Origin of the sequence: Rhodoferax sp. (genome assembly GCF_044236835.1) — a bacterium.
GTDB lineage: Bacteria > Pseudomonadota > Gammaproteobacteria > Burkholderiales > Burkholderiaceae_C > Allorhodoferax.
On the sequence record NZ_JBIIGC010000011.1, the window covers coordinates 20,014 to 33,262 of the forward strand.

General features: G+C 60.6%; 18 protein-coding genes. 14 read left to right on the plus strand and 4 right to left on the minus strand.

Annotation, left to right across the window (positions count from 1 at the left end; translation table 11 throughout):
* Nucleotide 1: 1 nt before the first annotated feature.
* Nucleotides 2-631, minus strand: a complete 630-nt coding sequence (locus tag ACILRC_RS09160) for an NAD(P)H-dependent oxidoreductase (RefSeq protein WP_395669056.1) — start codon at nt 629-631, stop codon at nt 2-4.
* Between the two features lie 69 nt (nt 632-700).
* Between ACILRC_RS09160 and ACILRC_RS09165 the strand changes: the two genes are divergently transcribed.
* Both ACILRC_RS09165 and ACILRC_RS09170 read left to right on the plus strand, forming a co-directional pair.
* Complete coding sequence (locus ACILRC_RS09165; protein ID WP_395669057.1) at nt 701-1,330, plus strand: AAA family ATPase; 630 nt, start codon at nt 701-703, stop codon at nt 1,328-1,330.
* Nucleotides 1,317-1,772 carry a MaoC family dehydratase gene (locus tag ACILRC_RS09170; RefSeq protein WP_395669058.1) on the plus strand — a complete coding sequence of 152 codons (456 nt, stop codon included), beginning with the start codon at nt 1,317-1,319 and terminating at the stop codon, nt 1,770-1,772. Before ACILRC_RS09165 ends, ACILRC_RS09170 begins: the two co-directional genes overlap by 14 nt.
* Here the strand turns inward: ACILRC_RS09170 and ACILRC_RS09175 are convergent.
* Both ACILRC_RS09175 and ACILRC_RS09180 read right to left on the minus strand, forming a co-directional pair.
* Complete coding sequence (locus tag ACILRC_RS09175; RefSeq protein ID WP_395669059.1) at nt 1,769-2,245, minus strand: tRNA (cytidine(34)-2'-O)-methyltransferase; 477 nt, start codon at nt 2,243-2,245, stop codon at nt 1,769-1,771. The two genes, ACILRC_RS09170 and ACILRC_RS09175, sit on opposite strands and share 4 nt — an antisense overlap.
* Nucleotides 2,246-2,270: 25 nt before the next feature.
* Nucleotides 2,271-2,972, minus strand: a complete 702-nt coding sequence (locus ACILRC_RS09180; protein ID WP_395669060.1) for a ComF family protein — start codon at nt 2,970-2,972, stop codon at nt 2,271-2,273.
* A gap of 37 nt (nt 2,973-3,009) precedes the next feature.
* On the opposite strand from ACILRC_RS09180, the gene ACILRC_RS09185 reads away from it, so the two are divergent.
* The 7 genes from ACILRC_RS09185 (at nt 3,010) to ACILRC_RS09215 (ending at nt 8,771) form a co-directional block, all read left to right on the plus strand.
* Nucleotides 3,010-3,906, plus strand: a complete 897-nt coding sequence (locus ACILRC_RS09185) for a biotin synthase (protein ID WP_395669061.1) — start codon at nt 3,010-3,012, stop codon at nt 3,904-3,906.
* A 150-nt stretch (nt 3,907-4,056) separates the two neighbouring features.
* Nucleotides 4,057-5,241 (plus strand): cytochrome c oxidase subunit II, encoded by a 1,185-nt coding sequence (gene coxB, locus ACILRC_RS09190; RefSeq protein ID WP_395669062.1) that lies wholly within the window; start codon nt 4,057-4,059, stop codon nt 5,239-5,241.
* Between the two features lie 54 nt (nt 5,242-5,295).
* On the plus strand, nt 5,296-6,918 hold the full coding sequence (gene ctaD, locus ACILRC_RS09195) for a cytochrome c oxidase subunit I (RefSeq protein WP_395669063.1): 1,623 nt from the start codon (nt 5,296-5,298) through the stop codon (nt 6,916-6,918).
* Nucleotide 6,919: 1 nt separating this feature from the next.
* On the plus strand, nt 6,920-7,036 hold the full coding sequence (locus tag ACILRC_RS09200; RefSeq protein ID WP_395669064.1) for a cytochrome oxidase small assembly protein: 117 nt from the start codon (nt 6,920-6,922) through the stop codon (nt 7,034-7,036).
* Nucleotides 7,037-7,039: 3 nt separating this feature from the next.
* Nucleotides 7,040-7,639, plus strand: coding sequence for a cytochrome c oxidase assembly protein (locus ACILRC_RS09205; protein WP_395669065.1), 600 nt, complete (start codon nt 7,040-7,042; stop codon nt 7,637-7,639).
* A 26-nt stretch (nt 7,640-7,665) separates the two neighbouring features.
* Entirely contained in the window at nt 7,666-7,839 is a 174-nt protein-coding gene (locus tag ACILRC_RS09210; protein WP_395669066.1) for a DUF2970 domain-containing protein, read from the plus strand.
* Nucleotides 7,840-7,889: 50 nt separating this feature from the next.
* Nucleotides 7,890-8,771: a cytochrome c oxidase subunit 3 gene (locus ACILRC_RS09215; RefSeq protein ID WP_395669067.1), complete on the plus strand. Its 882-nt coding sequence runs from the start codon at nt 7,890-7,892 to the stop codon at nt 8,769-8,771.
* A 90-nt stretch (nt 8,772-8,861) separates the two neighbouring features.
* On the opposite strand, the gene ACILRC_RS09220 is transcribed toward ACILRC_RS09215, so the two are convergent.
* On the minus strand, nt 8,862-9,089 hold the full coding sequence (locus ACILRC_RS09220) for a twin transmembrane helix small protein (RefSeq protein ID WP_395669068.1): 228 nt from the start codon (nt 9,087-9,089) through the stop codon (nt 8,862-8,864).
* Nucleotides 9,090-9,125: 36 nt separating this feature from the next.
* On the opposite strand from ACILRC_RS09220, the gene ACILRC_RS09225 reads away from it, so the two are divergent.
* The 5 genes from ACILRC_RS09225 to ACILRC_RS09245 are packed head-to-tail and all read left to right on the plus strand — an operon-like array spanning nt 9,126 to nt 13,225.
* On the plus strand, nt 9,126-9,842 hold the full coding sequence (locus ACILRC_RS09225; RefSeq protein ID WP_395669069.1) for an SURF1 family protein: 717 nt from the start codon (nt 9,126-9,128) through the stop codon (nt 9,840-9,842).
* Entirely contained in the window at nt 9,835-10,524 is a 690-nt protein-coding gene (locus ACILRC_RS09230) for a hypothetical protein (protein WP_395669070.1), read from the plus strand. Before ACILRC_RS09225 ends, ACILRC_RS09230 begins: the two co-directional genes overlap by 8 nt.
* Before the next feature lie 7 nt (nt 10,525-10,531).
* On the plus strand, nt 10,532-11,713 hold the full coding sequence (locus ACILRC_RS09235; protein ID WP_395669071.1) for a heme A synthase: 1,182 nt from the start codon (nt 10,532-10,534) through the stop codon (nt 11,711-11,713).
* On the plus strand, nt 11,710-12,606 hold the full coding sequence (gene cyoE, locus ACILRC_RS09240) for a heme o synthase (protein WP_395669072.1): 897 nt from the start codon (nt 11,710-11,712) through the stop codon (nt 12,604-12,606). The genes ACILRC_RS09235 and cyoE overlap by 4 nt, the downstream gene beginning before the upstream one ends.
* A gap of 7 nt (nt 12,607-12,613) precedes the next feature.
* Nucleotides 12,614-13,225 (plus strand): SCO family protein, encoded by a 612-nt coding sequence (locus ACILRC_RS09245; protein ID WP_395669073.1) that lies wholly within the window; start codon nt 12,614-12,616, stop codon nt 13,223-13,225.
* Nucleotides 13,226-13,249: the final 24 nt, after the last annotated feature.

Below are 13,249 nucleotides of genomic sequence, written 5' to 3' on the forward strand. Positions count from 1 at the left end.
ATCAGGGCGTCTCAGGGCGGTCGGTGGAGGGTACGGCGTGCGCAGGGCGGGGCGGTAGGTTTTCCAGCGCTGGCCAGTGAGGGTAACTGCGCAGCTGCTCGGTGAAGGTGTGTACATGCTGTTCTATGTCGTGCTGGGCGGCGCTGTGGGCTCCGTGCAAGACCAGCGGCGGCAAGAAGCGCATTCCGCATAGTGCGGCGGTTTGCTCGTATGGCGGCAAGAACGCATCGAAAGGGTAGCGGTTGTAGCCGCTGGGTTGGTAGGCCGATTGCGGCCCACCGGTGGTAAGCGCCAGCCACAGGTCTTTGCCGTGCAGTGCGGTGCCCCCGCCATAGGCCCAGCCATAGGTCAGCACCTCGTCGACCCACAGCTTCAGCAGTGCGGGCATGGCGTACCACTGGATGGGGTGCATCAGCACCACCAATTGGGCGGCCGCCAGATGGTCTTGCTCAGCTTGCACGTCGATGTCGTAGTCCGGGTAGCGCGCGTACAGGTCGCACAGGTGTACCCGGTCAAGTTGTGCGGCTGCGTTGCGCAAGGGGAGGTTGACACGGGATTCGCGCCAATGGCTGTGGGCCGCAATCAGGTAAATGTCTTGGGTACTGCGGGGTGTGGTTGTGTCAATCTGCATGGCCGTAACATAGCGCAAGATGCGGCAAGCGCCCGCGTCTTTGCGCAGCCAGATACCAAGGAGTCAGCCATGCCAGTTGTGGTTATCGCCAATCCCAAAGGGGGCGCAGGCAAGTCCACCATCGCCACCCAGGTCGCCGGATTTTTTGCCTCGCAGGGCCATGCGGTGCTGTTGGGCGATGCCGACCGCCAGCAATCTTCGCGGCTGTGGCTGGGGTTGCGACCGCCGCATGCCCGCCCGATTGCCAGCTGGGATATCACCGATGGCGTTGCCAAGCCGCCCAAAGGGGTAACCCATGTGGTGCTGGACACGCCAGCGGGTTTGCACGGGCGGCGCCTGACCGACATTTTGAAAGTGGCAGACAAGGTGCTGGTTCCCCTGCAGCCCAGTGTGTTTGACATTTTTGCCACCCAGGAGTTCCTCGATACCCTGGCCGCACACCCGCGCGCCAAGCAAGGGCGGGTGGCCATTGTGGGAAACCGCGTCGATGCACGCACCTTGGCCGCCGACCAGTTGCGCAGTTTCGTGGATGCCGCTGGCCTGCACGTACTGACCTATTTGCGCGATACCCAGAACTACGTGCACCTTGCCGCGCAAGGACTGACCCTGTTCGATGTGTCCGCGTCCCGAGCAGCGCGCGATTTGGCACAGTGGCAACCGCTGTGCGACTGGCTGGAGAACCGTGATGCGCGTGTTTGAATCGCTGGCCGATGTGGGTGCCTGCGTGGGGCAGCGGGTGGGCAGCAGCGACTGGCTCACGGTCTCCCAGGAGCGCATCGATCGGTTTGCGCAGGCCACCGACGACCACCAATGGATCCATGTGGATGCCCAACGTGCACGCTCTGGGCCGTTTGGCACGACCATTGCCCACGGGTTCCTCACCTTGTCTTTGCTGCCGCACTTCTTTGAGACCACGGTACAAATTCGCAACGTGCGCATGGCACTGAACTACGGATTGAACCGGGTGCGTTTCGTCGCCCCCGTGCCGGTGGACAGCCGCTTGCGCGCGCATCTCACCTTACTTGGCTGCGAGCCGGTCGATGCGGCGGGTGTGCAGTTGCAGTGGGAGGTCTCGGTGGAACGTGAGGGTGCCAGCAAGCCCGTGTGCGTGGCCGAGTTACTTACCCGGCAGTACCCCTAACGCTGCGCGCCGTCGGCAAACCCGTTTTGGCGCCAGGCTTCGAAGACCGTGATGGCAACAGCATTGGACAAATTCAGGCTGCGCTGCCCACTGCGCATTGGGAGCCTGAGGCTTTGGCCGGGGCCGAAGCTGGCCCGTACCGCGTCGGAGATGCCCCGGGTTTCCGAGCCGAACACCAGCCAGTCGCCACCTTGGAAAGCTACGTCGAAGGGGCTTCGGGTGCCCCGGGTCGTCAGGGTGAAAAGCCTCGCGGGATCGGGTTGGGCTTTCGCCAGAAACTCGGGCCAGCTTGGGTAGCGCAGCAGGGTTGCGTACTCGTGGTAATCGAGCCCGGCGCGGCGCATGTGCCGGTCGTCTATCGAGAAGCCCAAAGGCTCGACCAGATGCAGCGTGCAGCCGGTGTTGGCCGCCAAGCGGATGACGTTGCCGGTATTCGGCGGGATTTCAGGTTCGACCAAAACGATGTGAAACATGCCGCATTATTTACGCGGCACAGGATCAAGCCTCGGTGCGTGCAAACACCAGGCCAGTGATGTGTGCCGCTCCGGCGCCGCGCAGTACGCGTGCGGCGCTGGCCAAGGACGCGCCGCTGGTCATGACGTCGTCGAGCAGAACGATGTGCTTGCCGGCCACTTCGGCGTAACGGCTTGGCTCGATTGCAAATGCGTCAGCAACGTTGTTCAGTCGATCTTGGCGCGCCAGCGCGCTTTGCGGCGGCGTCTCAAGCACGCGCAAAAGTACATCGGATTGCACTTTGGTGGGTTCAAGTGCGCGGGCCATGAGCGCCGTTTGGTTGAATCCACGCTCCTGTAAGCGCTTAGCGGCCAACGGCATGGGAACCACCCAGTCCGCGCGGTCGATCGCTGGTTCGACCCAGGGCACACTGCGCATCAGGGTGGCAAAGCTGCGAGCCCAACCGGTGTGCTGATGGAACTTGAAGTCGACCACCAAGGCCGACCAAGGGTAGGCGTAGGACACCGCCGCCAACACTTGGTCCGTCGCGCTGGGTTCTTGGTGGGCGCAATGCTCGCACACTGGCCCGCCAGTGAGCAGCACCAAGGCGCACTGCCGACAGCGCGGGCGTGGCTGCGCAAAGCGGGCGACACACCGCTCGCACACCGGTTGCGCTGGCCACGTGCGGCAGACCGCGCATTGGCTGGGAAGCCCGTTCAGAGCCCGGTCGAGTGCGGCCAATAGCATGCGACCAATATACTCGCGGCCACCCTTTTGCAGCCCCATGACCACCCAGCGACCGCCCACCATGGATCCCCAAGCCGCTGCGCGCTGGCAGCGCATGGTGCCGCAGCCATCGGCCTGGTTGCACGAGGAAGTGGGCCGGCGTATGGAAGACCGGCTCCAATGGATCGTCGCACAGCCTCGGCGCTGGGCCAATTGGCATCCGCTTCACGGCGGCACGCAAGCGCACGGTTTGGTGTCTGGCCGCTACCCCAGAGCCGCGTGTTTTGTCATCGAAGACGCCTTGCATGTGCCGCTGGCGAAGCAGCGGCTGCAGCCGGCTTGGTGGCGCACGGCCAGGTGGATGGGGCCCAAGCTGCACTTCGGACCCGACGCGCCCCCGGTGGATTTGCTGTGGGCCAACATGGCCTTGCACATGGATGCCGATCCCCAGGGGCTGCTGTCGCATTGGCATCGCTTGGTCGAGGTTGATGGCTTTTTGATGTTCTCGTGTTTGGGTCCTGACACCTTGCGCCAGTTGCGAGCCGTCTACGCGACGCAAGGTTGGCCAGCGCCCTGCCATGCTTTCACCGACATGCATGATTGGGGCGACATGCTGGTGCGCGCAGGCTTTGCTGAGCCAGTGATGGACATGGAGCGCATCACCTTGAGCTTCAGTTCTGGCCATAACCTGCTGGCGGAGTTGCGTGGCTTGGGCCGCAATTTGCATCTGGAGCGCTTTCCTGCGTTGCGGGGGCGCGCCTGGCGCGAGCGCTTGTGCGCCACGCTGGAGGAGGGTTTGGCTGCGCCCAGTGAATCCGGACGTCTGGCGCTGACCTTTGAAGTCATTTACGGCCATGCCTTCAAGCCCAAGCCAAAAAACGCGCTCAAGGTCGGACCGCAGACTGCGTTTTCACTCGAAGAAATGCGCGAAACATTGGCCCGCGGAAGGAAATGAGGGGGCATTGTTTGGGCCCTGTTTGGCGCCAAACGCTCGGCTACAATGGCCACGATTCAGCCCGGGTCGAAGCCCCCTAGTTTGTGAAAAGCAGCCGACAACCGGTACGCGCAGCACAAGAACATTCGAAGCAATAAAGAGGTAAGAACGATGAAGAGCGTTTTCAATTGGGTGACTTCATTGATGTTGGCAGGAGGCACTTGGGGGCTGTCTGCTGCGTTGACGTCGGCACATGCGGTGAAGGACTTGCCCGGTGGGCCCGCTGTCAACCAATTGAACTTGCCGCCGGCTGTCACCCAAATCGCGCATGAGCAGCAGTGGTTGCACTGGTTCATGCTCATCGTCTGCACAGTGGTATTCGTTGCGGTTTTTGCGGTCATGTTTTATTCCATCTGGAAGCACCGCAAATCGGTGGGACACAAGCCAGCGCAATTCCATGAAAGCGTAGCAGTTGAAATCGCCTGGACGCTCGCACCCTTTGTGATCGTGGTGGTGATGGGCTTGATGGCCACCAAAACCGTGGTCGCCATGAAAGACACCACCAATGCCGACCTGACCATCAAGGTCACAGGCATGCAATGGAAGTGGGGCTACGACTACATCAAGGGCGAGGGCGAAGGCATTGCGTTTGTGTCCACTTTGGACAGCGCCCACCGTGCCCTGTCGGATGCTGGCGGCCCCAAGGCCGGTGAACCGGTGGACGACTACCTGTTGAAGGTGGACCAGCCACTGGTGGTGCCGGTGGGCAAAAAGGTGCGCATCATCACCACGGCCAACGACGTGATCCATGCATTCATGGTGCCGGCCTTTGGTATCAAGCAAGACGCCATCCCTGGCTTTGTGCGCGACACTTGGTTTCGCGCTGAAAAAGTGGGTGACTACTACGGCCAGTGCGCCGAGTTGTGCGGCAAGGAGCATGCGTACATGCCCATCCACGTCAAGGTGGTCTCGCCCGAGGATTACTCCGTATGGGTGGCTGCCGAAATGAAGAAGATTGCGGCCAAAGCGGATGACCCCAGCAAAGTTTTCACCTTGGAGGAGAGCCTCAAGCTTGGCGAAAAGGTGTACGCCAAAAACTGTGTTAATTGCCACAAGCCGGAAGGCAAGGCCATAGACAACGTGAAGGCGTTGGACGGCGCTGCCGTGGTGCTTGATGCCGACAAAACCAAACAAATCGCGGTGCTGCTCAACGGCCAGAACAACGGCGCTATGCCAGCGTGGAATACGCTCAGCAATACGGACATTGCCGCGGTGATCACCTACACGAAGAACAACTGGTCCAACAAGACCGGCCAAGTGGTGCAGCCTGCTGACGTGTTGGCCATGCGCAAGTAGACGCCCAGGCCCATTCCATCTACGACCGATTAGTGCATTGACAAGGAAATCTCTATGAGCGCAGTTCTAGGCCACCACGATCACGCCCATGACGATCACCATGACCACCATGCCCCCACCGGCTGGCGCCGTTGGGTGTTTGCCACCAACCACAAGGATATCGGCACGCTGTACATGATTTTCAGCTTGACCATGCTGATGTTCGGTGGCGTGTTGGCCTTGGGCATCCGTGCGGAGTTGTTCCAGCCGGGTCTGCAGTACGTGAACCCGGAGCTGTTCAACTCGCTGACCACGATGCATGGTCTGATCATGGTTTTCGGCGCGATCATGCCGGGCTTTGTGGGTTTTGCTAACTGGATGATTCCCTTGCAAATCGGTGCCTCGGACATGGCATTTGCACGGATGAACAACTTCAGCTTCTGGCTGATGGTCCCCGCAGCGGTCATCCTTGCAGGTTCCTTCTTCATGCCCGGCGGCGCGCCTGCTGCGGGCTGGACCTTGTATGCACCGCTGACCCTGCAAATGGGCCCCAGCATGGATGCGGCCATTTTTGCGCTGCACATTCTGGGTGCGTCGAGCATCATGGGCTCGATCAACATCATCGTGACCATTCTCAACATGCGCGCGCCGGGCATGACGCTGATGAAGATGCCCATGTTCGTGTGGACCTGGTTGATCACTGCCTACTTGTTGATCGCAGTGATGCCGGTGTTGGCGGGCGCGATCACCATGACGTTGACTGATCGCCACTTCGGTACCAGCTTCTTTAATCCGGCTGGCGGTGGCGACCCGGTGATGTACCAACACATCTTCTGGTTCTTTGGCCACCCCGAGGTGTACATCATGATCTTGCCGGCCTTCGGCATCGTGAGCCAGATCGTGCCAGCCTTCGCGCGCAAGCGGCTTTTCGGCTACGCCTCCATGGTGTACGCCACTTCGAGCATCGCTATCCTGTCGTTCATTGTGTGGGCTCACCACATGTTCACCACGGGCATGCCGGTCACCGGTCAGTTGTTCTTCATGTACGCCACTATGCTGATCGCGGTGCCCACGGCCGTGAAGATATTTAACTGGATCGCCACCATGTGGCGCGGTTCGATGACCTTTGAGACCCCCATGTTGTTTGCGGTGGGCTTCATCTTCGTGTTCACCATGGGTGGCTTCACCGGCCTGATTCTGGCCATGGCGCCCATTGACATCCAGTTGCAAGACACCTACTACGTGGTGGCCCACTTCCACTATGTGTTGGTGGCAGGCTCGCTCTACGCCATGTTTGCTGGCTACTACTACTGGAGCCCCAAGTGGACCGGTGTGATGTACAGCGAAGCTCGCGGCAAGATCCACTTCTGGTGGTCGCTGATTGCCTTCAACGTCACCTTTTTCCCGATGCACTTTTTGGGTCTTGCAGGTATGCCGCGCCGCTACGCCGATTACCCCATGCAGTTTGCCGATTTCAACCAACTCGCGTCCTGGGGTGCCTTTGCGTTTGGCTTGGCGCAGGTGTACTTCATCGTCTTCATCGTGATTCCCACCATGATGGGTAAAGGCGAGAAGGCCCCGCAAAAACCTTGGGAAGGCGCCGAAGGTTTGGAGTGGGAAGTGCCCTCTCCCGCGCCTTTCCACACCTTCGAGAACCCGCCCAAGCTGGACGCCACCGCGACCAAAGTGATCGGCTGACATGACCAAGACCCCCGAACAAAAGCGGTCTAACGCCAAACTGGGGTGGATTCTTGCCTCGGTGGTGGCAGTGTTTTTCGCTGGCTTTGTTGGCCGGGTGGCCCTCTTTGGGACTTGAGCTATGAATCTGGCCGGCCTGAACCGATACATGCTGCGCAAGCTTGCGGTGGTGACCGTGGGCATGTTTGGTTTTGGGTATGCGCTGGTGCCTCTTTACGAGGCCATTTGCGAAGTCACGGGTATCAATATCTTGGCCATTGGTGAGCAAACCTTTGCCACCGGAAAGTCCAAGCTGTCAGCCAACACCCAGGTGGACACCACCCGCACTATTACTGTGGAGTTCGACGCCAATTCGCGCGGTCCTTGGGATTTCAAGCCAGCGATGCGTTCGATGCAGGTGCATCCTGGCGAGTTGGCCACGGTGATGTACGAGTTCCAGAACATCCAAAACCGCCGCATGGCGGCGCAAGCGATTCCCAGCTACGCGCCCAAGCAGGCGCAGACTCATTTCAACAAGCTGGAGTGCTTCTGCTTTAGCCAGTACACCTTGGATCCGGGTGAGAAAAAGTCTTGGCCAGTGGCCTTTGTGATTGACCCCAAACTCTCCAAAGATGTGACGACGATCACCTTGTCTTACACCTTCTTTGAGGTGGGTGGCAAGACGCCGGCAGCCCCGGTTGCGGCAGTCGATGCGCCTGCGGCGCGTCTGTCAGGTTCGTGATGGCGCGGGGTAAGTTCGGCGACTTCATGCACAGTGTCAAGGTGGTTGCCTGGTCGTTTGTGGGCATCCGTAGCAAGCAGGGTTACCAAGACGACCTGTCGCGGGTCAACCCCGTGCATGTGGTGCTGGTGGGTTTGGTCTCGGTGCTGCTGATCGTGGTTGGGTTGATCGGACTGGTGAATTGGGTTGTCGCGAAATAGGGCGCAAGTTCTGGGGCGGCAAGGATTGTTATGCAAGGAATGGAGCTGAAATGAGTTCAACAACACAGGGCACAACCCCGTACTACTTTGTGCCTGGCCCATCGCGCCATCCGGCGATGGCAGCTTTGGGTCTGTTCTTCGTCATTCTGGGCGCAGGGCAGTGGGTCAATGGCGTTGAGTGGGGCAAGTACGCTCTCTTCGCGGGCTTGGTCGGTTGGTTGTTTGTCTTGTACCAGTGGTTCAGCGACGCCATTGCGGAAAGCCAAGCCGGCCAGTACGGCAACAAGATCGATCTGTCCTACCGCTGGAGCATGAGCTGGTTCATCTTCTCCGAGGTGATGTTCTTCGGCGCTTTCTTCACGGCACTGTGGTGGGCGCGCTCGCATTCGGTTCCTGCTTTGGGTAGCCTGGAAAACTCGCTGCTGTGGCCCGATTTCAAAGCGGTTTGGCCAAGCGTTGTGGCTGGTGCGACAGCGTCCCCGGCCGGCATCGTTGAGCCGTTCAAAACCATGGGTCCCTGGCCCTTGCCGACGATCAACACCGCCTTGTTGTTGACCTCGGGCGTGACCCTCACGATCGCCCACCACGCTTTGCTGGCCGGCAACCGCGCCCGCACGATTTTGTTCATGTGGTTTACCGTGCTGCTGGGTACTGTCTTTTTGGTGGTGCAGGGCTACGAGTACTACCACGCGTATGTGGACCTCAATCTCAAACTCAGTTCCGGCATCTTTGGCTCGACATTTTTCATGCTCACGGGCTTTCACGGCTTCCACGTGCTGGTCGGCATGCTGATGCTGCTGTTCATCACCCTGCGTTTGCAAAAGGGCCACTTCACTGCCCAGCGCCATTTTGGTTTTGAAGGCGCAGCGTGGTACTGGCACTTCGTGGACGTGGTCTGGTTGGGGCTCTACATCCTGGTGTACTGGCTGTAAGCTGCTGCGCCACGCACAGAAGGCACCGCATGCGGTGCCTTTTTTGCTGCAGCGTTGGAGGCGCTTACAGGGGTGCTTAGGCGTGCGTGTTTATTGGACCTGCAGAGCGCCGCTTGGGCTGATCCAGCCAAGTTGCCAAGACACCAAAATGCAAACAAACAGCAAAATTGAAAACGCCACCCGCAGCGCCAGCGCGCGTGCCATGCGCTGCGAGGGTTGTGTGGGGTCTTGGGGCTTGTTGCCGCGCATCATGAAAAACAATGCGGCGGCCAGGCTGGTGAGAATGGCCAAAAAAGCGAGCGCTACAAGGTATGTCATGCATGGGATTATGAATTGAGCAAGCGGTACCGCTCCGTGCTGCTGCTCTTGGGGGCTCTCATTGCTTTTGGGGTGACCCTGGCCTTGGGCAACTGGCAGCTAGACCGCGCTGCACAGAAGCGCGATTTGGAGCAATCGCTGCAGGCGGCCGAGCGCAAGCCGGTGGTTGACACGACGGCGTTGCTGGGCGCACCCGACGCCAAGGTGTTTAGCCGCCAGCGTGCGCTGCTGCAGGGGCAGTGGTTGGCCCAGTACACCGTGTTTCTGGATAACCGGCAGATGAACGCGAAGGTCGGATTTTTTGTGATGACCCCACTGCAGCTCAAAGACAGCAGCGCCCACGTGTGGGTGCAGCGGGGCTGGGCGGCGCGCAACTTTCAAGATCGAAACGCGCTGCCCAACATCGAAACGCCCGATGGCTTGGTGACGGTGGAAGGCCGCATAGTCCCGCCGCCGAGCAAGCTTTACGAGCCTGGGCCAGCATCGACTGGTGCCATCCGGCAAAATCTCGACCTTGACCAGTTCAGGTCGCACACCGGCTTGTCCGTGCTGCCGGTGACTTTGCAGCAGACCGGTGGCTATAGCGAGGGCCTGTTGCGGCAATGGCCTGTCGTGGGTTCTGGCATCGACAAGCATTACGGCTACGCTTTCCAGTGGTTTGGTTTGTCGGCCCTGATTGCCCTCCTGACCCTCTGGTTTCAAGTGATTCAACCCTATTTGCACCGCACCAAGGATTTGCCGCCCCATGTCTAGCAGCCGCCCTGAAGACGACACCCCCTTGGGGCTGACGGTGCATTCCATGCCAGAGCCCTACGTACCGCCAGCGCAGGAGCGCAAGCGCACCGTGTTGGGCCGTTGGAAAATGATGTTGGTGTTCTTGATCTGCGCGGCACCAGTCATCGCCTCGTACACCACCTACTACCTCATCCGCCCGGAAGGACGCAGAAACTACGGCGCTTTAATCCAGCCACAGCGTCCGATGCCGCCCATGGTGGGCACACTGCTCGACGGCACGCCGTTTGCCCTGCAGTCGCTCAAAGCGCAGTGGCTGCTGGTGACGGTCTCGTCTGGTGCCTGCGACGCGCAGTGCGCAAACCACTTGTATTTCCAGCGCCAGTTGCGTGAATCGCTGGGTCGCGAGAAAGACCGCTTGGACCGGGTCTGGCTGATTACCGACGACGCGCCCGTTTCCGAGGCGCTGCTGCCTGCACTGCGGGGCGCGACCGTGGCGCGTGTCTCGTCAGCCGAGTTGTCAGCGTGGTTAGCACCGGATGCGGGCCATACTTTGCCCGACCACTTGTACGTGGTGGACCCGATGGCGAACTGGATGATGCGTTTTCCGGCCGGCATCTCGATCGACAACGCCTCCAAATTCAAGCGCGATCTGGACCGTTTGCTGCGTGCGTCAGCGAGCTGGGACCAATCCGGGCGCTAAACCCACCATGGAAGACTCACTCTACGATCTGTCGCCCATCTTGCCGCTGCTGCTGGTCGGTGCGGCCATTGCCGCGCTGCCTGTGCTGTGGGTGGCTTGGAGGCACCGGCATGCATCGGTGGGCGGACGCCTGCACGCCTTGACTTTGGTGACCTTGTTTTTGACTTTTGATCTGATTTTGTTTGGCGCATTTACCCGCCTCACCGACAGCGGCCTGGGCTGCCCGGACTGGCCAGGCTGCTATGGCAGCGCCAGCCCGGTGGGTGCCCGCGCGCACATTGCTGCAGCACAACAGGCGCTGCCCAGCGGACCGGTCACCCACGGCAAGGCCTGGATCGAAATGGTGCACCGCTACTTGGCCACGGGCGTGGGGGCTTTGATCACACTGCTGGCGGGTGCGGCTTGGTGGATGCGCCGCACCCACGGGCGGCGTGATCCAGGCATGCATTGGCTGGCAACTGCCACCTTGGTTTGGGTGTGTGTGCAGGGTGCGTTCGGTGCGCTGACCGTCACCATGGGCTTGTTCCCTGCCATTGTGACCCTGCACCTGTTGGGCGGCTACACGCTGCTGGCCTTGCTGGTTTGGCAGTCGGTGCGCGGTGGCCGCCTGTATGGGTTGGTTGCTGCACCTGCCGAGTTGTCGCCCGCGATGCGGGCTGGTGTCGCCGTGGCCGTGCTGGTGCTGGTGTTGCAGGCCGCTTCCGGCGCCTGGGTCAGTACCAACTACGCTGTGCTGGCCTGCACTGAGTTTCCCAAGTGCCAAGGCGTGTGGTGGCCCGATATGGACTTTGCGCAAGCGTTCCAGTGGTGGCGGCCCTTGGGGCTGGACGCGCAAGGTGCGTCCATCAGCTTTCAGGCCATCACCGCCATCCATTTTGTGCACCGGCTTGCCGCCGTGGTGACGGTCACGGTCTTGCTGGCGCTGGCGGCCCGTTTGTACAGAACGCCAACCATGCGCACCGCCGCCAAATGGCTGGCGGCCTTGGTGCTTTTGCAGGTTGCCACCGGCTTGAGCAACGTCGTGCTGGGTTGGCCGCTGGTGGCCGCCGTTGCACATACCGGCGGCGCAGCGGCCATGGTCGGCGTGTTGGTGTGGGTGCTGGCCCGCACCAGCGCCACCGCTGCCGTGCTGGTGCCAAGCGCTGCGCAAGCCAGTTTTTCCCCTGCCGCCAGTGGAGTACGCGAATGAGCACCATGGCCGCGCCCAGCGTGCTTTCTGTGCTGCGCCAGTTCTATGCGCTGACCAAGCCGCGCGTGATCCAGCTGATTGTGTTTTGCGCCTTGATTGGCATGGTGTTGGCAGTGCCCGGCATTCCTACGCCAGCAGACCTGGGCTTGGGCGCGGTGGCCTGTTTGGGCATCTACTTGGTTTCAGGTGCCGCGGCCGCCTTCAACTGCATTGTGGAAAAAGGCATCGATGCCAAGATGAAGCGCACGGCTTGGCGACCGACTGCGCGTGGCGAACTCAGTGACAGGCAAACCTTGTTGTTTTCTGCGGTGCTCTGCCTGACTGGTTCTTTCATTCTGTACGTCTGGGTGAACCCCTTGACGATGTGGCTCACCTTTGCCACGTTTGTCGGTTACGCAGTGGTCTACACCGTGATTCTTAAACCCCTCACACCCCAAAACATCGTAATCGGTGGTGCCTCGGGCGCCATGCCGCCGGTGCTGGGCTGGACCGCGATGACCGGCAATGTAGGGCCCGAAGCGCTGATTCTTTTTCTGATTATTTTTCTTTGGACGCCACCGCATTTTTGGGCGCTCGCTTTGTACCGCGTCGAGGACTACCGCAAGTCCGGGCTGCCCATGCTGCCAGTGACGCACGGCAGCGAATTCACCCGGTTGCAGATTTTTCTCTACACCCTGCTGTTGTTTACCGCGTGCCTGCTGCCGTTTGTGCAGGGCATGAGTTCCTGGCTTTATCTGGCCGTGGCCACTGGGCTGAGCTTGGTTTTCTGCGGCTACGCGTGGGTGCTGATGCGGCGCTACTCGGATGCGCTGGCGCGTGCCACGTTTCGGTTCTCGCTGATTCACCTGACTTTGCTGTTTGCGGCCCTGCTGCTAGACCACTACATTTTCTAAGACCACCATGCACAAGCGCACCCTGCTGAAAACCACTGTGCTCCTGGCTGCTTCCATGGCCGCGGTCGCCGCGCTCCCTGGATGCTCGGAGACCAAGCCGTCCTTCACGTCCATCGACGTGACCGGCGCCGACTACGCCAAGGGCTTTGAGCTGACCGACCACAACGGGCAAGTGCGGCGCTTGCCGGATTTCGCAGGAAAAATTGTGGTCGTGTTTTTTGGCTACACCCAGTGCCCCGATTTTTGTCCCACCACCATGACCGAGTTGCTCGAAGTCAAGCGTGCCTTGGGAGAGGATGGCGCGCGCCTGCAGGTGCTGTTTGTCACCGTGGACCCCGCCCGCGACACGCCCGAGGTCTTGAAGGCCTACGTCACCAACTTCGACCCGACGTTTCTAGGTGCTTACACCACTCCCGAGAAGCTCGCTGCGCTCGCCAAAGACTTCAAGGCCTACTACAAGAAGGTCGAGGGCCCAACGCCCACCAGCTACACCATGGACCACTCGGCGGGCAGTTACATCTTTGACACCCAGGGGCAGTTGCGCCTCTTTACCCGCTACGGCAGCGGTGCAGCGGCTTTGTCCCAGGACATTGCCCAACTGCTCAAGCAGGCGTCTTAAGTACCTGGCTGCCTTGCGGACGTA